The organism is Micromonospora sp. NBC_01739 (assembly GCF_035920385.1).
Classification (GTDB): Bacteria; Actinomycetota; Actinomycetes; order Mycobacteriales; family Micromonosporaceae; genus Micromonospora.
Window position 1 is genome coordinate 98,949 of record NZ_CP109151.1, and the last position, 19,860, is coordinate 118,808.

General features: G+C 70.7%; 16 protein-coding genes. 13 read left to right on the forward strand and 3 right to left on the reverse strand.

Features of this window, described 5'->3' with window-relative positions; genetic code table 11:
- Positions 1–31 precede the first annotated feature (31 nt).
- Both OIE53_RS00445 and OIE53_RS00450 read right to left on the reverse strand, forming a co-directional pair.
- Complete coding sequence (locus OIE53_RS00445) at positions 32–673, reverse strand: C39 family peptidase (protein WP_327024553.1); 642 nt, start codon at positions 671–673, stop codon at positions 32–34.
- 419 nt (positions 674–1,092) lie between these two features.
- Positions 1,093–2,769 (reverse strand): beta-N-acetylhexosaminidase, encoded by a 1,677-nt coding sequence (locus OIE53_RS00450; RefSeq protein ID WP_442791365.1) that lies wholly within the window; start codon positions 2,767–2,769, stop codon positions 1,093–1,095.
- Positions 2,770–3,082: 313 nt separating this feature from the next.
- Here OIE53_RS00450 and ppdK point away from each other — a divergent pair, with 313 nt between their 5' ends.
- Positions 3,083–5,791 carry a pyruvate, phosphate dikinase gene (gene ppdK / locus OIE53_RS00455; RefSeq protein ID WP_327024554.1) on the forward strand — a complete coding sequence of 903 codons (2,709 nt, stop codon included), beginning with the start codon at positions 3,083–3,085 and terminating at the stop codon, positions 5,789–5,791.
- A 60-nt stretch (positions 5,792–5,851) separates the two neighbouring features.
- On the opposite strand, the gene OIE53_RS00460 is transcribed toward ppdK, so the two are convergent.
- A complete protein-coding gene (locus OIE53_RS00460) occupies positions 5,852–6,355 on the reverse strand; it encodes a roadblock/LC7 domain-containing protein (protein ID WP_327024555.1) in 504 nt (167 codons plus the stop codon).
- A 288-nt stretch (positions 6,356–6,643) separates the two neighbouring features.
- Between OIE53_RS00460 and OIE53_RS00465 the strand changes: the two genes are divergently transcribed.
- From OIE53_RS00465 to OIE53_RS00520, 12 genes are all read left to right on the forward strand, one after another.
- Positions 6,644–6,997 carry a VOC family protein gene (locus OIE53_RS00465; RefSeq protein WP_327024556.1) on the forward strand — a complete coding sequence of 118 codons (354 nt, stop codon included), beginning with the start codon at positions 6,644–6,646 and terminating at the stop codon, positions 6,995–6,997.
- A complete protein-coding gene (locus OIE53_RS00470) occupies positions 6,987–8,210 on the forward strand; it encodes a deoxyguanosinetriphosphate triphosphohydrolase (protein WP_327024557.1) in 1,224 nt (407 codons plus the stop codon). Before OIE53_RS00465 ends, OIE53_RS00470 begins: the two co-directional genes overlap by 11 nt.
- Before the next feature lie 115 nt (positions 8,211–8,325).
- Positions 8,326–9,189 carry a siderophore-interacting protein gene (locus OIE53_RS00475; RefSeq protein WP_327024558.1) on the forward strand — a complete coding sequence of 288 codons (864 nt, stop codon included), beginning with the start codon at positions 8,326–8,328 and terminating at the stop codon, positions 9,187–9,189.
- Positions 9,190–9,344: 155 nt separating this feature from the next.
- Positions 9,345–11,207, forward strand: a complete 1,863-nt coding sequence (gene dnaG / locus OIE53_RS00480) for a DNA primase (protein ID WP_327024559.1) — start codon at positions 9,345–9,347, stop codon at positions 11,205–11,207.
- Between the two features lie 2 nt (positions 11,208–11,209).
- Positions 11,210–11,746 carry a hypothetical protein gene (locus OIE53_RS00485; RefSeq protein WP_327027014.1) on the forward strand — a complete coding sequence of 179 codons (537 nt, stop codon included), beginning with the start codon at positions 11,210–11,212 and terminating at the stop codon, positions 11,744–11,746.
- A 579-nt stretch (positions 11,747–12,325) separates the two neighbouring features.
- Positions 12,326–13,129: a helix-turn-helix domain-containing protein gene (locus OIE53_RS00490; protein WP_327024560.1), complete on the forward strand. Its 804-nt coding sequence runs from the start codon at positions 12,326–12,328 to the stop codon at positions 13,127–13,129.
- Complete coding sequence (locus OIE53_RS00495; protein WP_327024561.1) at positions 13,120–13,311, forward strand: DUF397 domain-containing protein; 192 nt, start codon at positions 13,120–13,122, stop codon at positions 13,309–13,311. The genes OIE53_RS00490 and OIE53_RS00495 overlap by 10 nt, the downstream gene beginning before the upstream one ends.
- Before the next feature lie 130 nt (positions 13,312–13,441).
- Positions 13,442–14,395 carry a DUF559 domain-containing protein gene (locus OIE53_RS00500; protein WP_327024562.1) on the forward strand — a complete coding sequence of 318 codons (954 nt, stop codon included), beginning with the start codon at positions 13,442–13,444 and terminating at the stop codon, positions 14,393–14,395.
- 178 nt (positions 14,396–14,573) lie between these two features.
- The gene (locus OIE53_RS00505; protein WP_327024563.1) at positions 14,574–15,725 is read left to right on the forward strand and encodes a YihY/virulence factor BrkB family protein; all 1,152 of its coding nucleotides are present in this window, start codon (positions 14,574–14,576) and stop codon (positions 15,723–15,725) included.
- A 170-nt stretch (positions 15,726–15,895) separates the two neighbouring features.
- Positions 15,896–17,074 (forward strand): ROK family transcriptional regulator, encoded by a 1,179-nt coding sequence (locus tag OIE53_RS00510; protein WP_327024564.1) that lies wholly within the window; start codon positions 15,896–15,898, stop codon positions 17,072–17,074.
- A gap of 34 nt (positions 17,075–17,108) precedes the next feature.
- The gene (locus OIE53_RS00515; RefSeq protein ID WP_327024565.1) at positions 17,109–18,677 is read left to right on the forward strand and encodes a sugar ABC transporter ATP-binding protein; all 1,569 of its coding nucleotides are present in this window, start codon (positions 17,109–17,111) and stop codon (positions 18,675–18,677) included.
- A 76-nt stretch (positions 18,678–18,753) separates the two neighbouring features.
- Entirely contained in the window at positions 18,754–19,857 is a 1,104-nt protein-coding gene (locus tag OIE53_RS00520) for an ABC transporter permease (RefSeq protein WP_327024566.1), read from the forward strand.
- Positions 19,858–19,860 lie beyond the last annotated feature (3 nt).

Sequence of the window (19,860 nt, forward strand, 5' to 3'; positions counted from 1 at the left end):
GCCGGCCCTTGCCGTTCGTGCTGGTGGATCGTCAGCTGGTGGCGCTGTAGCCGCGGGTGGCGATCCAGTCGGCGAGGTTGTCGGTGGTGAGCCAGTACTCGGCCTTGTTGGGGTCGGCGGAGTCGGCGATCTTGACCTGCTCGCCGTTGTCGCGGTAGCCGGTGACGCTGATGTAGTGGCCGCCTTCGTAGCTGTGGGTGGTGCCGGTGGTGTCGGTGGCGGTGCCGGCGATGTTGGCGACTACGGCGCGGCCGTCGTCGACGGTGCGCTTGATGTCGTCGCGCAGCTTGTCGGCGTGCTTGTCGGCGGCCTTGGCGTCCGGGATCTCCACCGACTTGTAGACGTTCTTGCCGGTTTCCTTGTTCAGCACGGGGGTGATGTCGTTGATGGAGTTGGTGCCGTCTTCGGTGGTGCCCATGCGTTCGGCCATGTCGTGCTGGTCGATGTCCTTGCCCTGGACGGACAGGGCGTTGCGGGTGGCGGCGGGGCCGCAGTAGTAGAAGGTGTCCTGGGCCTCGTAGCGCACGTCGAGCTGCCGTTCGGTCTGGTGGTCGTGCGCGGCGATGACGCCGGGGGTGGCCTGGGCGGCGATGGCGGGGGCGGCGATGCCACCGGCGGTGGCGGCGGCAGCGGCGATGGTCAGAGCGGTCTTCCGCAGGATGGTGGTAGCCATGATGAGTTCCGCCTTTCCGTTCGGGGGTGTACGCGGCGAGCGAAGGGGGTCGCGGTGGCCGCGCAGTACGGGGGAAGATCGTGATGCAGGGCTCTGGCCCCTGCTCGGGCATCGGGGGCCCGCTGGGCCGCTCACGATGTCCGGAAGATGTGTAACGCCGGGTGGGCCTCGGTCATTCCGGCCCGGCATCCCGGGGGCGCCACGTAGGAGGCGTCGCGGTTACCCCCTGTACAACGACGGGGCTGGGGGCATCATTCCGCCGCCGCAGTGACCCAGATCACCACTTAGTGGGACAAAACGCCCAAAGCGCCGCTCGGTTTCGGCGATGATCGACTCCGTTGCGCCGGAATGGCGGTCTCTCGCCGGCCTGGACCCCGCCGTTTCGGCGTAATGGTGAGGGACGTCGCGCGACTGACCGATCAGCCCTGAGCGGAGCGGATCGCGCCTTGGGCCGACGGTGCGGACCGGGGCGCGGGGACGGGTGGCTGGGTCGGCCAGGGCACCTCGGGCGAGGGGTGGTACGCGATCCCGGCCGCCGTCCAGCGCGGGCCGTGCCCGGCCAGGCGCTGCCGGAAGTCGGCCCAGTCGTGGGCGGATCGGGGCGACCAGGCCAGTTCGGCGATCGCGGGTAGCCGGGGGAAGAGCATGAACTCGACCTCGGTACGGGTGGTCACCGACTCCGTCCACAGGGGAGCTTCCACCCCCAGCACGGCCTCGGGCGGTACCCCGGTCAGGTGGGTGGCCGGGTCCCAGTCGTACGCCCGGTGGGCGTCGATCAGGGCGGCCCAGTCGTGTCCGATCGGGGTGTCCGGGGCGTACTTCATGTCCAGGTAGGTGCGGTCGGCGGGGGAGAGGATCATCCGGGCCCCCTGGCGTACCGCCTCGGCGGTGACCGGGTCGTCGGGGCGGGTGCCCCACCATTGCAGGATCCGCCCGTCGAGGTGGGCGGCCTGGGCGATCTGGTGCCAGCCGATCACCGTCCGGCCCAGCCCGGCCACGATCCGCTGGACCCGCTCGACGAAGCGGGCGTACACCTCGGCGGGCACCTTGAAGGCCTCGTCGCCGCCGATGTGCAGCCACCGGCCGGGGGTGAGGGCGGCGACTTCGCCGAGGACCTCGGCGACGAAGGCGTACGTCCGCTCGCTTGTCGGGTCGAGGTAGCTGAACCCGACCTCCGTGCCGGTGTACGGCGGCGGTGCGATCCGGTCCGGGGCCAGTTCCGGGTAGGCGACCAGGGCGGCGTTGGTGTGGCCGGGCAGGTCGATCTCGGGGATGACGGTGATGTGCCGGGCGGCGGCGTACGCCACGATCCTCCGGTAGTCGGCCTGGGTGAAGTACCCGCCGGGGCCTCCGCCGACCTGGGTGGCCCCACCGAGGTCGGCCAGCCGGGGCCAGGAGTCGATCGCGATCCGCCAACCCTGGTCGTCGGTGAGGTGCAGGTGCAACCGGTTGAGCTTGTACCGGGCCAGGTGGTCGATGACCCGCAGCACGTCGGGGACCCCGAAGAAGTGCCGGGCCACATCGAGCATGGCGCCCCGGTGGGGGTACCGGGGGCGGTCGAGGATCGACCCGCCGGGCAGCACCCACCGGTCGGTGACCGGGGTGGCGCTCTCCACGGCGGCGGGTAGCAGTTGCCGCAGGGTCTGCACCCCGCAATGCAGGCCGGCGGGGGTGCCGGCCCGCAGGCGTACCCCCTCGGGGGTGACATCCAGCCGGTAGCCCTCGGGGCCCAGGTCGGCCTCGCCGGTGAGGTGCAGGACGATGCCGTCGGCCGGGGGTTGCCCGGTGATCTCGGTGACCGGCAGGGGGTAGCCGGTGGCCGGGCGGAGCAGGGCGGCCAGTTGCTCACCGACGGCCAGGGCGGCCGGGTCGGCGCTGACCCGGATCACCGCCTCGGTGGGCAGCAGGTAGTCGGCGCCGGGGTCGGGCTCTACCCGCTCGGGGGCGGGCACCACCTGGCCCAGCCGGATCGGCGCCGGGGCGAGCAGCGCCGCCGCCGCCCGCTCCGCCGCGCCCGCCAACTCCCCGGCGGTACGCGGGCCGGCGTACCCGGTCGGGTCCAGGGGCTTCGGGGTGGTGTCGGGCAGGGGGGACACGAAGAGCTCCGAGGGGGTGTATTCGCGGCGGGTATGGCAATGGTGCGAGGTGTGGTGACGGTACGTGTCGTCAAGAGTACGGCGCAGCGCGCAATTGCTTGTTCGTGTTTATGGAAGCGTTCCCAGAAACTCCGACGAACGCGGAAAGTGGTGATTGCTGTGCCCATTGTCACCGAATGGCCCCAGGCTGCGCCTTGTTCGCTTAGCCTTCGCCCACCGATCGGCACAGCACCCGGATTGCCAGTGAGGGCTTTCGGGGTACAAAAAAACTGAACCTTCGTTAAGTGTCAGTCCGGGCGCGTGGGAGGCTCTGGTGACAGTGCAGGAAACGGTCGAGCACAAGTACGTCTACGACTTCGCCGAGGGCAACAGGGATCTCAAGGACCTGCTCGGTGGCAAGGGTGCCAACCTGGCCGAGATGACCCACCTCGGCCTGCCGGTTCCGCCCGGCTTCACGATCACCACCGAGGCGTGCAAGGCGTACCTGGCCAGCGGGGAGCAGCCCGCCGGGCTGGCCGACCAGATCGCCGCCCACCTGGCCGCCCTGGAGCAGGGCATGGGCCGACGCCTCGGTGACCCGGAGGACCCACTGCTGGTCTCGGTGCGGTCCGGGGCGAAGTTCTCCATGCCGGGCATGATGGAGACCGTCCTCAACGTGGGACTCAACGACCGCAGCGTCGTCGGGTTGGCCGCCCAGGCCAACGGCAACCAGCGGTTCGCCTGGGACTCCTACCGGCGACTGATCCAGATGTTCGGCAAGACCGTCTGCGAGGTGCCCGGCGAGGAGTTCGAGCACGCCATCGACGAGGCCAAGCGGGCCAAGGGCAGCACGGACGACCTGGACCTGGACGCCGAGGACCTGCGGGCCCTGGTCGACACGTACAAAAAGATCTTCAGCAAGCACACCGGGCGGGAGTTCCCGCAGGACCCTCGCGAGCAGCTCGACCTGGCCATCCGGGCGGTCTTCGACTCGTGGAACGCCGAGCGGGCGGTGATCTACCGCCGGCAGGAACGGATCCCGGCCGACCTGGGCACCGCGGTCAACGTGGTGGCGATGGTCTTCGGCAACCTGGGCCCGGACTCCGGCACCGGGGTGGCCTTCACCCGTGACCCGGCCAGCGGGGCCCAGGGCATCTACGGCGACTACCTGGCCAACGCCCAGGGGGAGGACGTGGTCGCCGGCATCCGCAACACCGTGCCCCTGCAGGAGTTGGAGCGGATCAACAAACCCGCCTACGACGAACTGCTGGACTACATGGCCCGGCTGGAGCGGCACTACCAGGACCTCTGCGACATCGAGTTCACCATCGAACGCGGCAAGCTGTGGATGCTGCAGACCCGGGTCGGCAAGCGTACGGCCGCCGCCGCCTTCGTCATCGCCGGTCAACTGGTCGACGAGGGCCTGATCGACCTGGACGAGGCGCTGCACCGGGTCAACGGGGCCCAACTGGCCCAGCTGATGTTCCCGCGTTTCCAGCTCGACCACGGCTTCGAGCCGGTGGCCACCGGCATCGGCGCCTCGCCGGGGGCGGCGGTCGGCAAGGTGGTCTTCACCTCGGCCCGCGCGGTCGAGTTGGCCGGTCAGGGTGAGGACGTCATCCTGGTCCGCCGGGAGACCAACCCGGACGACCTGAACGGCATGATCGCCGCCAAGGGCATCCTCACCTCCCGGGGCGGCAAGACCAGCCATGCCGCCGTGGTGGCCCGGGGGATGGGCAAGACCTGCGTCTCCGGCGCCGACGAGTTGGACATCGACGTGCCGAAGCGGCGGATCACGGTGGCCGGTCGGACGGTCACCGAGGGGGAGGTGGTCTCCATCGACGGCACCACCGGCAAGGTGTACCTGGGTCAGGTGCCCGCCACCCCCTCCGAGGTGGTGCAGTACTTCGAGGGTGAACTCGACCCGGAGGCCACCGACGACGCGCTGGTCCAGGCCGTACACCGGATCATGTCGCATGCGGACACCCGGCGGCGGCTGGCGGTACGCACCAACGCCGACACCGGTGCCGACGCGGCGCGGGCGCGGCGGTTCGGGGCCGAGGGCATCGGGCTGTGCCGCACCGAGCACATGTTCCTCGGTGACCGACGGGAACTGGTCGAGCGGTTGATCCTGGCCCGGGAGGCCCCGGAGCGGGAAGCCGCCCTCGCTGCCCTGCTGCCCCTGCAGCGGGCCGACTTCGTGGAGATCTTCCGGGCGATGGACGGGCAGCCGGTCACCGTCCGGCTGATCGACCCCCCGCTGCACGAGTTCCTCCCGCCCCTGGAACAGCTCGCGGTCGACGTGGCGGTGGCCCAGGAACGCGGCGAGGACGTGGCCAAGGAGGAGGCCCTGCTGGCCGCGGTACGCCGGATGCACGAGGAGAACCCCATGCTGGGGCTGCGCGGGGTCCGCCTGGGCCTGGTCATCCCCGGCCTGTTCGCGATGCAGGTCCGGGCGATCACCGAGGCCGCCGTGGAGTGCACCCGCCAGGGGGTACGCGCCTGCCCGGAGATCATGGTCCCGCTGGTCGGCGCGGTTCAGGAACTGGAGACCGTACGCGCCGAGGCCGAGAAGATCATCGCCGAGGTGGCCGGTGGCAGCGATGTCGAGGTGCTGATCGGCACGATGATCGAGGTGCCCCGGGCGGCCCTGACCGCCGGGCAGATCGCCGAGGCGGCCGAGTTCTTCTCCTTCGGCACCAACGACCTGACCCAGATGGGCTGGGGCTTCTCCCGCGACGACGTGGAGGGTGCCTTCTTCTGGCGCTACCTGGAACTGGGCATCTTCGGCATCTCGCCGTTCGAGTCGATCGACGCCGACGGCATCGGTCGACTGGTGCGGATCGCGGCCGAGGAGGGCCGGGCGGCTCGCCCCGGACTCAAGCTGGGGGTGTGCGGCGAGCACGGGGGCGACCCGGACTCGGTGCACTTCTTCCACGCCGTAGGACTGGACTATGTCTCCTGCTCGCCGTTCCGGGTGCCGGTGGCCCGGCTGGAGGCGGGCCGGGCGGCCGTGGTCACGGCGGGCTCGGACAGTCGCTGAACGACCCGGGTCGGCGGGCGCTGGTCCGCCGACCCAGCTCGGCGGCCGACCCGGTCGGGCTCAGATCGGCGGGCGGCGCCAGGTGATGTGCGGGTCCCGGCGGGGACGCTGGCTTGGCAGGGTGGACATCGGGGTACGCACGGCCAGTGGGGTGTGTGGATCGGTCTGCAGCGGCGTCAGGGGGGTCGATCGGCGGCAGGCGGCCAGGGTCGGCCCGGCCCGATCAACCATCGCCAGCGCCTCCTCGCGCAGCGCGACCAGGTCGGCGCCGGGGGCGGCCACCAGGGTCAACAGGGCGTCCCCACCGGCCGGATAGGTGATCACACAACCCGCCCCGGTGTGCACCACGGACTCGTGGAAGGGGCCCTGCCGGACGGTCGCCGCCATCCGGTTGCCGACGCCGTAACTCGCCGCCGCCAGGGCGGCCAGGTAGGTGGCCTCCTGAAGCGGCAGGTCGCTGGAGATCAACAGGCCGTCCGTGCCGGCGAGCACCGTGCCGGTCACTTCGGGCCTACGTCGGCGCAGCCCCTGCAACTCGGTGCCCATCATCGTTTCCGCGTTCACGAGCGTTTCTCTCCCACCGGTTGTGTCGCCGCTCAACAGGTGACGTTCCGCGATGGCGACGCTACCCGTGGATGTCGATTAACGCGATCCCGTGACCGTCGGCAATCGGACGACAACTCTAGTCTGATCGGAGGATGTGAACCCTTCGGCCGCAGTTCGTCGTCGCGCCGTCCGGCGCGGCCGGGCGTAACCTGAGGCTCGCCGGAGGACCGTCGTCGCAAAGGGGTGCCGGATGAGTGTGCGTACCGGGCTGTCGGGGCTTGCCGGTCACCGGTCGGAGGTGTCGGCATGACCAGTGTCTGGACCAGTCTGACCATCGATGCCCGTGATCCGGCCCGGTTGGCCCGCTGGTGGGCCGAGGTGCTCGGCTACCAGGTGGTCACCGAGCAGCCCGACGAGGTGGAGATCCGGCAGGCCGCCGACCGGTTGCCCGGCATCGTCTTCGTGCCGGTGACCGATGCCAAGGAGAACAAGAACCGGCTGCACCTGGACCTGCGACCGGCCGACCGGGAGGCCGAGGTGGAACGACTCGTCGACATGGGTGCCCGGCATGTCGACGTGGGCCAGAACGGCAGCGACTGGACGGTGCTCGCCGACCCGGAGGGCAACGAGTTCTGCGTACTCGCACCACGTGGGGACTGACGCGCAGCGGCGGGTGTCCGAGCCGGTCAAGGACGCCGGGGGAGACCGGTCACCGTACGAGCGGGACCGGGCCCGGGTGCTGCACTCGGCGGCCTTCCGCCGGCTCGCCGCGAAGACCCAGGTGCACACGGCCGGCACGGACGACTTCCTGCGTACCCGACTGACCCACTCGCTGGAGGTGGCCCAGATCGCCCGGGAGATGGGGGCGCGACTGGGCTGCGATCCGGACGTCGTCGACACCGCCGGGTTGGCCCACGACCTGGGGCACCCGCCGTTCGGACACAACGGCGAAACCGCCCTGGACGCGGTCGCCGCCGCCTGCGGCGGCTTCGAGGGCAACGCGCAGACCCTGCGGGTGCTGACCCGCCTGGAAGCCAAGGTGTACGCCGCCGACGGCACCTCCGTCGGGCTCAACCTCACCCGCGCCTGCCTGGACGCGGTCAGCAAGTACCCCTGGCCGCGTCGGCCGGGTCAGCGCAAATTCGGGGTGTACGCCGACGACCGGCCGGTCTTCGACTGGCTGCGGCAGGGGGCACCGACCGGGGATCGGCGCTGCCTGGAGGCGCAGGTGATGGACTGGGCCGACGATGTCGCGTACTCGGTGCACGACGTGGAGGACGGCATCCACGGCGGATACCTGACCCTGGATCTGCTGCTGGCCGACCCCGACGAGCGGGCCGCCCTCTGCGCCGACGTGGCCGCCACCTACTCCGCCGAGCCGCCGGACTACCTGGGCCAGGTGCTGACGGAGTTGCTAGCCGATCCGCTGCTGGCCCCGCTGGCCGGCTACGACGGCAGCCACCGGGCCCAGGCCGCCCTCAAGGCCACGACAAGCATGCTGACCGGCCGATTCGTGGCCACCGCCGTCACGGCCACCACGGCCCGGTTCGGCCCCGGGCCGCACCGCCGCTACGCGGCCGACCTGGTGGTGCCCCGGTCGCTGCGGGCCCAGTGCGCCCTGCTCAAGGGCATGGCCCTGCGCTACGTGCTGCGTCGTCCCGGGGCGCAGGGGCGCTACCAGCGACAACGGGAGATCCTCACCGACCTGGTGAGGATGCTGACCGACCGGGCACCCGAGGCCCTGGACCCGGTCTTCGCCCCCCTGTGGCGCGCCGCCCCGGACGATGTAGCCCGGCTGCGGGTGGTGGTCGACCAGGTGGCCTCCCTGACCGACCCCGCCGCCCTGGCCTGGCACACCCGCCTGGTCGCCTGACCCTGCTGCTTGCGATCCTGGCGCCGGCCTGGCTAGCTGACGTCGGCCTGGCACGCCCGCCTGCTGGGCTGACGCCGGCCGGTCGGGCTCTGGCGGGTGAGGCTAGCCTAACCAGATGACCGAGCGCCCGAAGACAGTCACCGCCGCCCGCGTGGTACGCACCGAACGACCCACCGCGCATGTGGTCCGAGTGGTGTTCGGGGGACCTGAGCTGATCGGCCTGCCGGTGGGCGAGTTCACCGACCACTACATCAAGATCGTCTTCCCGGTGCCCGGGGTCGACTATCCGCGCCCGATGGAACTCGCCGCGATCAAGCGTGAACTGCCGCGTGAGCACTGGCCCCGGCTGCGGGCGTACACCGTGCGGGCCTGGGATGCCGAGACCGGGCAGATGACGGTCGACGTGGTGCACCACGGCGAGACCGGCCTGGCCGGGCCCTGGGCCGCCGCCCTGCGACCCGGCGACGAGGTGCTGTTCACCGGCCCCGGTGGGGCGTACGCCCCCAGCCCGGAGGCCGACTGGCACCTGATGGTCGGCGACGAGAGCGCCCTGCCGGCGATCGCCGCCTCCCTGACCCGGCTGCCGGTGGGCGCCCCCGCGCACGTCTTCGTCGAGGTGGACAACCCGTCCGACGAGCAGCCCCTGCCCAGCCCCGGCAACGTCCACCTGACCTGGCTGCACCGCAACGGAGGCAAGGTCGGCGCGGCCCTGGTCTCCGCCGTCCGGGAACTGGAGTTCCCGCCCGGCACGGTGCACGCCTTCGTCCACGGCGAGGCAGGCTTCGTCCGCGACCTCCGCCGCTACCTGCGGGTCGACCGAGCCATCCCCCGCGAGGCCCTCTCCATCTCCGGCTACTGGCGCCAAGGCTTCGACGACGAAGGCTGGCGCGCCACCAAACCCGACTGGAACCGCCAAGTAGAACTAGACGAACACCCCACCCCCACCCCCACCCCCACCCACCCCCTCCCAACCCGTTGATCATGAGGTTGGCGGCACTTTTGTAGATCAAGTCCGCCGTCAACCTCATGATCGACGGGGCGAGAGTGGGTGAGGGGGAGAGTGGGTGGGGGTGGTGGGTGGGGGTGGGGTGGGCGGGGGAGGATGGGGGGAGATAGGCAGAAGGGGGTGGGGGTGTGGCGGGGCGGATTCGGGATGAGGACATCGCGCTGGTTCGGGAGCGGGCCTCCATCGCTGAGGTGATCTCCGACACGGTGACCCTGAAGTCGGCGGGGGCGGGCAACCTGAAGGGGTTGTGCCCGTTCCACGACGAGAAGAGTCCGTCGTTCAACGTCTCGCCCGCACGCAACGTCTGGTACTGCTTCGGCTGCGGTGCCGGTGGCGACGCCATCAAGTTCCTGATGGACGCCGAGCATCTGAGCTTCGTGGAGGCGGTGGAGCGGCTCGCCGCCCGGGTCGGGCTGCAACTGCGGTACGTGGAGGACGACCGGTCCGCCCCCCGCCGGGAGCGACCCCAGCAGGGACAGCGGCAGCGGCTGGTCGCCGCGCACGCCGCCGCAGTGGAGTTCTACACCGCCCAACTCACCACGGCCGGTGCGCGTACCGCCCGGGAGTTCCTCGCCCAGCGGGGCTTCGACCGGGCCGCCGCCGAACGGTACGGCTGCGGATTCGCCCCCGAGGGCTGGGACCCCCTCACCCGGCATCTGCGTCAGCGGGGGTTCAGCCACGACGAACTGGTAGCCGCCGGGCTGTCCCGACCGGCCCGCTCGGGCAGCCTGATCGACCGGTTCCGGCGTCGGCTGCTCTGGCCGATCCGCGACCTGACCGGCGATGTGATCGGCTTCGGCGCCCGCAAGCTGTTCGACGATGACGACGGACCGAAGTACCTCAACACCCCCGAGACCCCGATCTACAAGAAGTCCCAGGTGCTCTACGGCATCGACCAGGCCAAGCGGGAGATCGCCAAGCAGGGTCGGGTGGTGGTGGTCGAGGGGTACACCGACGTGATGGCCTGCCACCTGGCCGGGGTACCGACCGCGGTGGCGACCTGCGGCACCGCCTTCGGCGGCGACCACATCGGCGTACTGCGTCGGCTGCTGCTGGACACCGACGCCGTGGCCGGGGAGATCATCTTCACCTTCGACGGGGACGCCGCCGGGCAGAAGGCCGCCCTGCGCGCCTTCGAGGACGACCAGCGCTTCGTCGGGCGTACCTTCATCGCGGTCAGCCCCGACAACATGGACCCCTGCGACCTACGCCTGGCAAAGGGCGACCTGGCCGTACGCGACCTGGTCGCGCGCCGCGAGCCGCTGGTCGACTTCGCGCTGCGCCACGTGATCAGCCGGTACGACCTGGACACCGTCGACGGTCGGGTCGAAGCCATGCGCCGGGCCGCGCCGCTGGTGGCCAAGCTCAAAGACCAGGAAAAACGCCCGGAATACGTCCGCAAGCTCGCCGGTGACCTCGGCATGGAGATCGAGCCGGTGCAGCGGGCCGTCATGGCCGCGGCTGCCGGTCGACCGGTGGACGGCCCGACGCGTCCGACGCGCAGCGAGCCGAGCGTGGACAGTCCGCAGTCGATGGTGGAGCGGGAGGCGCTGAAGCTGGCCCTCCAGGAGCCGGTGCTGGCCGGGCCGATGTTCGACGCGATCGAGGCGACCGACTACCGGCACCCGGTGCACGTGGCGGTGCGTACGGCCATCGCCCAGGCCGGTGGTGCCGCCTCCGGGACCGGCGGCGCGGTGTGGGTGGAGGCGGTCCGCGACGCCTGCGAGGACCTAGCGGCCCAGGCCCTGGTCGGTGAGTTGGCCGTGGAGCCGCTGCGGATCGACGGCGAGCCCGACCCGAGGTACGTTTCGATCACCATGGCCCGCCTGCAGTGGGGCTCGGTCACCGCCCGGATCCGGGAGTTGAAGTCCCGGATCCAGCGGATCAACCCGGTCAGCAACAAGGACGAGTACTTCGCCACCTTCGGTGAGCTGCTCTCACTGGAGCAGCACGCCCGGGCCCTGCGTGAGCAGGCGGCGGGAGGATTGTGATGATCAGACTGTTCCGGCGTCGGCCCAAGTTGCCGTCCACCGCCCGGCCACCCCTGGAGCGTGACGAGCGGGTGCTGGCCTGGGCCTCCGTCGGCAACGGCGAAGGCGACGGGGTGGTCGTGGCCAGCAACCTGGGGCTGTGGCTGCCCGGACGCGGGCACCGGATCGGCTGGCATGACATCGTCAAGGCGGCCTGGTCGGGCCGGGAACTCACCGTCACCTGCGGTGAGCAGGTCGCCGAGCGGGAGGGTTACCTGGTGATCGCCGACCGTCCGGCGGAACGCTACCTGCTGCTAGACCCGGGCGAGCTGCCCCACCAGGTACGCACCCGGGTCACCAAGTCGGTGGCGTACACCCAGCACCACGCCCTGCCCGGCGGTGCCGGCCGGATCGTCGGTCGACGGGTGCCCGGGGTGGATGGTCTGACCTGGATGGTCCACTACGACCCCGGCACCCCCCACGACGACGAGGCGGTGATCGCGGAGACCGACCAACTGGTCGCCGCCGCCCGCGCCGCGACCACCCCTCAGGACCTCTGAGCAGGCCGCTTGTCGGGCGAGGGCGCTCAGCGGGGGCGGGCCCAGGTGAGGAAGCGGTCGGCCAGGACCTGCGGCGGAAGTTGGCCGTGCAGGTCGTCGGTCGCGTCGTACACGCCCGGGTGAGCCACCCCGGCCGTCCCGGTCCGTTGAGGGGGAACACCTCCGTCGGCGCGGTCGCCCACGCCGGTCGCTCGACGGTTTCGGGCGGTGTACCCGGTGGCGGTGGCCGGCCGGCGGGGGTGTCCGGCCCGGCCAGCGGAGGCCGGTGGGGCGGTGTGGGCCATGGCGCGGGCGGTAGGGGGCGGCTGTTGCGGATGCGTCGGGGAAGCGTGGACGCCGTCAAGGGTCGGCATTGCCAGAACTTGAGTCGCATGGAGCCTCCGTCGAGGTGTGAAGGGGCGCCGGGCCGATGGTCGGTGCCGGCGCCCCGGCCTGGTTCCGCCCGCCGTCCGATCCCGTGAGCGGTCCCGCTGCGTGACAGTCTGGTGAGGATGCGACTACGGTGGGAGGCCCGGCACGGTGACGACCAGGGCGTCCAAGCCGGTTTCCAGGCGGTACGAAGGTGTACGGAGGCTGTCCGTGGAACGCTCGTCCATGTTGGAGCACTTCGCGGAGGAACTTCGGCTGGCTCGCACGGTCACCGGCATGTCGCAGAGCGCCCTTGCCGAGGCGCTGAGCTATTCGCCCGCCCTGGTCGCCAAGGTGGAGACGGGTGAGCGGCGACCCAGCCTCGACTTCGCCCGCCGCTGCGACACCGTGTTCGGCGCGGACGGCCGGTACGAGCGCATCCAGCGCCGCATCAGCCGCGAAACCGTGGTCCCCTGGTTCCGCGACTGGCCCGGCATCGAGGCCGAAGCCACCGCCCTACGCTGGTTCGAGCCGTTGTACGTGCCCGGCTTGTTGCAGACCGAGGGCTACGCCCGTGCCATCTTGGACGGTGCCGGGTTGTTCGCGTCGGATGAGATCGAGCAGCAGTTGACGACCCGGCTGGACCGTCAGACGGTGCTTACCCGAGACCGTCCGCCCCTGCTCACGGCGGTCATCGACGAGTACGTTCTGCGTCGTCGGATCGGCGAGCCGGAGGTGATGCGCGAGCAGTTGCGGCACCTGGTGAAGCTCGGATCGACGATGCCTCGGCTCCGAATTCAGGTGGTGCCGCTGTCGGCCGGAGCCTACCCGGGGCTCGACGGACCCTTCGTGATCGCTACCTACCCACAAGGCGATGATGTGGTCTACCTGGAGGGGCAGCGTCATGCGCAAGTCCTCGACCGTTCCGAGTTCGTGCGGCAGATGGTCGAGATTTGGGAGTCGATCCGGGGTGAGGCACTATCGCAGCAGCAGTCCCTCGACCTGATAGCGGAAGTGGCGGAGACATGGAACTGACCGGCGCCCGGTGGCGCAAGAGCACCCGCAGCAACGGCGGCGGCGGCGCCTGCGTGGAGGTGGCTGACAACCTGCCCGGCGTGGTGGCCGTACGCGACTCCAAGGACCCGACCGGGCCGACGCTGGCGTTCACGCCGAAGTCCTGGCAGACGTTCGTCGCACAAATCTCCGAGCCCTCGTAGCCCAACTCGCCTCGCCTCGCTGTCGGATTGGGCCGATCCCTCGTGAATCTTGGACAGTTGTCGTTACGGGAAAACGGCAAGTGTCCAAGATCTGGTGGCTAGGTGGGGTGCTGGGGGCCACTGTGGGCGGATGATTGTTCCCGACGAGCGCGCTGGGGCGCTGGAGTGGCTGGCTTTCGAGCAGGCCGGGGTGCTCACCTTCGCGCAGGCCCGCACGGTGCTCTCCGAGGGCACGGTACGAGGGCTGGTGCGCTCCGGGCGGTGGCGTGCGATCAGCCGAGGGCTGCTGTTGGCCGGTAACGGGCGGTTGACCCGGGACCAGCAACTGTGGGTGGCCGTCCTGGCCGCCGGACGGGGTGCGGTCCTCGCGGGAGCCACGGCGGCCATCGAAGCCGGGGTACGTGGGCTGCGGCTGGAACCCGTGCATGTGCTGGTGCCGGCGGCCCGTCGGGCGGCGCGTACGACCCTGCGCCGGATGCCGATCGACATGGCCGCCGTGGTGGTACATCGGACGGCGGTGTTGCCCGCCGAGCACCTTCAGGTCGGTCGTCCGCCCCGGACCACCACGGCGCGGGCGTTGGTCGATGCGGCCGGATGGGCCTCGTCCACCCGGCAGGCGCAGGAGATCATCGCGGCCGGCTGTCAGCAGCGGCGAGTGCTGCCCGGGGAGTTGGCGGCCGTACTCGATGTGCTGCCCCGGGCGCCCCGACGGCTGTTGATCCGGCAGACCATCGACGATATCGCCGGTGGCGCCCAGGCCCTCAGTGAGATCGATTTTGTTCGGCTCTGCCGACGGGCCGGGTTGCCTGAGCCCGAACTCCAGCAGCGGCGTACCGACGCGGCCGGTCGGATCCGCTGGTTGGATGCGTACTGGCGGCAGTGGCGGGTGCATGTGGAAATCGACGGTGCGCATCATCTGGACGTCCGCCATTGGGCTGCGGACATGCAGCGCCAGAACGATATCTGGACCACCGGGGATCGGATCCTCCGATTTCCCGCCTGGCAGGTCCGGGCCCACCCGGACCAGGTGGCCGACACCGTACGCCGTGCCCTGCTGGCCGCCGGATGGCGACCCGACAACTGAATCTTGGACAGTTTTCGATAGCGCCGAGCGCCAACTGTCCAAGATTCACGGGGGATCGCCGAGAGATTGTCGCTGGTCGATGTGGATTGTGGGTGGGGGGTTGGGGGTGTCGATGGGAGGTTAGGTGGGGGCGGTGGCCGGGCATGTCGTCGTCGGCGACCGAGTCGAGGGAGGGGCGATGGCCTCCGAGAATTCATCCAGCCGGGACGGGCGCGGCTCCGCGCAGCCGGCCAACCCCGAGCCTGCCCGGCCCGACGACGACCAGGCCGCCCGGTCCGACGGCAACACCGAGACCCGGCCGCGCGACCAGGACGCCCGGTCCGACGGCAACGGCGGGAGTCGGGCGTACGGCGGGGATGCTGGGGTGGGGCGGGATGAGCCGCGCAAGCCGACGCACCTGTCGTGGCGGGAGTGGGTGGCGGCGCTGCGTCGGACGGTGCGGGAGTTCAGCGACGACCGGCTGGGCGACTGGGCGGCGGCCCTCACCTACTACGGGGTGTTGTCGATCTTCCCCGGCCTGTTGGTGCTGGTCTCGTTGCTCGGCCTGCTCGGCCCCTCGGCCACCGAGGGGGTGCGGGACACCGTGGACGAGGCGGTGCCGGAGCAGAACATCCGCCAGATCATCGACGCGGCCATCGACCAGGCGCAGAGCAGCGGCGGACTGGCTGGGCTGGCGGCGATCGTCGGTCTGCTGGCGGCCTTCTGGTCGGCCTCCGGTTACGTCGCCGCGTTCATGCGGGCCGCCAACGCGATCTACGACGTGCCGGAGGGGCGGCCGATCTGGAAGACCCTGCCGATCCGGGTGGCGGTGACCGCGGTGATCGGTGCGCTGCTGCTGACCAGCGCGGTGATCGTGGTCTTCACCGGCCGGATCGCCGAGCATGTCGGGTCGGCGCTCGGGGTGGGGCGTACCGCCGTGACGGTCTGGGATCTGGTCAAGTGGCCGGTGCTGTTGGTGCTGGTCAGCCTGATGTTCGCCATTCTTTACTGGGCTACGCCGAACGCCCGGCAGGGCGGGTTCCGGTGGGTCAGCCCGGGTGGCGTGCTGGCGGTGCTGCTCTGGCTGCTGGTCTCCGGGGCCTTCGCGGTCTATGTGGCGAACTTCGGCTCGTACAACAAGACCTACGGCGCCCTGGCCGGAGTGATCATCTTCCTGGTCTGGTTGTGGTTGAGCAACGTGGCGATTCTGCTCGGTGCGGAGTTCGACGCCGAGTTGGCCCGGAGTCGGGCGATCGCCGGGGGTCTGCGGCCGGTCGATCGGGAGCCGTACGTCGAGCTGCGTGATGATCGCAAACTGCGTTCGAAGGATCACCCTCCGAAGTTGTTCTGACCTGCGGTAAGGGGATGGGCGGGCGGCGGCGCCAGCTTTTGCTAGATCCAACAAAAGTTGGTCCAGATTCGCTCTAAGGTCTGGACACCGCGCATCGACGGCTCCTACTGTGTCGGGCACCACGCATCGATATTTCATCGACGTGAACTAGTCCGGTGGAGAGGTGAGCCGTGCATACCGCCGACCCCCTGCACGTACGGCTGCTGCGGCTGCTCCGTAACGAGGGAGCGCTGTCGCGCGCCGAGCTCGCCGACCGGCTGCAGATGCCCCGCCCCCGGCTCCTCGCCGAGCTGGAACGACTGGTCGCCCTGGGTTTCGTCGCGGAGGCCGGCAAGGCCGCCTCCCGAGGCGGACGCCGCTCCACCCTGGTCGAACTCAGTCCCCACCTGCGTTTCGCCGCGGTGGACCTGGGGGCCAGCTCCATCGACGTCGAGGTCGTCAACGGCCGCCTCGAACCGGTGGCCGCGTACGCGGAGGCGGCCGACATCCGGACCGGGCCCAAGGTCACCCTCCAGCGGGTCAACGAACTGCTGCACAAGGCCCGGGTGGACGGCGCCTATGACCGGCTCGACGCGGTCGGCATCGGGGTACCCGGCCCGGTCAGCTTCCGCGACGGGGTGCCGGTGTCCCCGCCGATCATGCCCGGCTGGGACCGCTTCCCCGTCCGTGAGCTGCTCACCCGCGAGCACGGCTGCCCCGCCGTGGTCGACAACGACGTCAACATCATGGCGATCGGGGAGCGGCACGGCGGGGTCGCCCACTCCGTCGACGACTTCCTGTTCGTCAAGATCGGCACCGGCATCGGCTGTGGGATCTACCTCAGCGGCGAGGTCTACCGGGGCACGGACGGTTGCGCCGGGGACATCGGCCACATCCAGGTGGACCCGCACGGGCCGATCTGCTCGTGCGGCAACGCCGGTTGCCTGGAGGCGCTGTTCAGCGGGGCGGCGTTGGCCAAGGACGCCACCGCCGCGGCGCGTACCGGTGCCTCGCCCGCCCTGGCCGAACGGCTCAGCGCCAACGGCACGGTCACTGCCCTGGACGTCGCCGCCGGTGCGGTCGAGGGGGACGTCACCTGCATCCAGCTCATCCGCGAGGGCGGCCGGCGGGTGGGTGGGGTGCTGGCCGGGCTGGTCAGCTTCACCAACCCCTCGATGATCGTGATCGGTGGCGGTCTGGCCCACCTCGGGCATGTGCTGCTTGCCGAGATCCGCAGCGTGGTCTACCGCCGCTCGCTGCCGCTGGCCACCGGCAACCTCCCGGTGGTGCTCTCCGAACTGGGTCCGCGGGCCGGGGTCGCCGGTGCCGCCGTACTCGCCAGTGACCTGGCCTTCGGGGAGGCGACGTGAACCGCCGACAGTCAACGTGGAGTGGAGCACCGGCATGAGTGAAACCGGACATCCCCTGGTCGAGGCGCCCGCCGACACCGTCGCCGGTGAGGTGGTGCTGCGACTGTCCGACGTGGTGAAGACCTTCCCCGGGGTACGCGCCCTGGACGGGGTGCAGTTGGAGGTCCGCGCGGGCGAGGTGCACTGCCTGCTGGGGCAGAACGGTGCCGGCAAGTCCACCCTGATCAAGGTGCTGGCCGGGGTGCACCGGCCCGACTCGGGGCTGGTCGAATGGCGTGGCCGGCCGGTCGGCTTCGCCAACCCCCAGGCCGCCATGCGCGCCGGCATCGCGACCATCTACCAGGAACTCGACCTGGTCGAGGACCTCTCGGTCGCCGAGAACGCCTTCCTCGGCCACGAGCCGCGCAGCTTCGGCTTCATCCGCCGGGGTCACATGGCCCGCCGTACCCGACAGATCCTCGGTCGGCTCGGGCACGCCGAGATCCCGCCCGGGCGGATGGTCCGGGCGTTGCCGGCGGCCGGTAAGCAGGTGGTCAGCATGGCCCGCGCCCTCTCCCACGAGGCCCGACTGATCATCATGGACGAGCCGAGCGCGGTGCTCGCCCACGACGAGGTGGACAACCTGTTCCGGATCATCCGCGAGTTGACCGCCCAGGGCATCGCGGTCATCTACATCTCCCACCGGCTGGAGGAGATCCGCGAGATCGGGGACCGGGTCACCGTCCTCAAGGACGGCCGGACCACCGCGGCGAACCTGCCCGCCCGCGACACCCCCACCCGTGACCTGGTCTCCCGGATGACCGGCCGCACCATCGAGTACGTCTTCCCGGAGCGCGCCGCCGGCACCAGGGTCGGCCAGACCCTGCTGGAGGTGCAGGGGCTGACCCGCTCCGGCGAGTTCGCCGACGTCTCCCTGACGGTCGCGGCCGGCGAGATCGTCGGCATCGCCGGGCTGGTCGGTTCCGGTCGCTCCGAGGTGCTGGAGACCATCTACGGGGCCCGTCGCGCCGAGTCGGGCACCGTCCGGATGTCCGGCAAGACCCTGCGGCCCGGCAGTGTCGGTGCCGCCGTACGGGCCGGTCTGGGCATGGCCCCGGAGGAGCGCAAGAGCCAGGCCCTGCTGCTCGGCGAACCGATCTACCGCAACGTCACCCTGGCCACCTTCGCCCGCTACGCCCGGCTCGGCTTCACCGACGTCGGCAAGGAGCGGGCTGAGGCCGACCGGATCGCCGAGAGCCTGGAGATGCGGCCGCGGGACGTGGGTAGGCCGGTACGGACCCTGTCCGGTGGCAACCAGCAGAAGGTGGTGGTCGGGCGCTGGCTGCTCGGCGGCACCCGGCTGTTGCTGCTGGACGAACCCACCCGGGGCGTGGACGTGGGCGCCCGAGCCGAGCTGTACCAGGTGATCCGGGAACTCGCCGCGCAGGGCGTCGGGGTGCTGCTGGTCTCCAGCGAGGTACCCGAGGTGCTCGGCCTGGCCGACCGGGTGCTGGTGATGCGGGAGGGGCGGGTCGTGCGTACCGCACCCGCCGCCGAACTCGACGAATCCACCGTCCTCGACCTCGTGATGTCGGGGTCCCTGATGGAAGGCGCAGCGGCATGAGCGAGCGTCAGCGAGCGAATCATCGATACAGCGTGCACATGCCTCATGGCGGCGCGGAGCGAAGCGGAGCGCTGGCATGAGTGACAGTCCGCCCACGACCAAGTTGCCGGCGCAGTCGCCGCCGGTGGACCGGGCCGAGACGGAGGTGGCCGGGCGCAAGGCATCGACCGGCCGGATCTCCTGGTGGCACGGCGACGGCGGTGACGGGGCACGGCGCAACCTGGCCCTGATCGGGGTGCTGCTGATCCTGTTCGTGATCGGCGCGGCGACCCGCTCCGACCTGTACTCCAACCCGGACTGGGTCTGGGCGAACATGCTCAGCATCCTCAAGCTGGCCTCGGTGGTCGGGGTGGTCACCGTCGGGATGACCTTCGTCATCATCGGCGGCGGCATCGACCTCTCCGTCGGCGCGATCGTCGCGCTGGCCGGGGTCTGGTGCACCACGGTCGCCACCCAGAACTTCGGCGCCGGCGGCATGATCTTCACTGCGGTCGTCGTGGGGATGGGGGTCGGCCTGGTCAACGGGGTCCTCATCGCGTACGGGCGACTGGTGCCCTTCATCGCCACCCTGGCCATGCTGGTGGCGGCCCGGGGACTGGCCGCCGAGATCTCCGACAAGCAGACCCAGATCTCGCAGAACAGCACCATCAACGGCATCGCCAGCAACAGCCTGCTCGGCATCCCGCTGCTGGTCTACATCCTGGCCGGGGTGGTCATCGCGGGCTGGGTGCTGCTCAACCGCACCACCTTCGGTCGGCGTACGGTCGCCGTGGGCGGCAACCCGGAGGCCGCCCGACTGGCCGGCATCGACGTCAAGCGGCACACCCTGCTGCTGTACGTGCTGTCCGGACTGTGCTGCGGCATCGCCGCCATCATGCTCACCGCCCAGGCCACCTCGGCCCAGGCGGCGATGGCCAACCTCTACGAGCTGGACGCGATCGCCGCCGTGATCATCGGTGGCACGCTGCTCAGCGGCGGGCGGGGCACCATCGTCGGTTCCCTGCTCGGTGTGATCATCTTCGCCACCATCACCAACCTGTTCGCCATCAACGGGCTTTCCACCGAGGCCCAGAACATGGTCAAGGGCGGCATCATCGTGGCCGCCGTCCTGATCCAGCAGATCCAGTTCGGCAGCCTGTCCCAGTTCTTCCGTCGCAACAACCGGCTGACCACCGGCTGATCA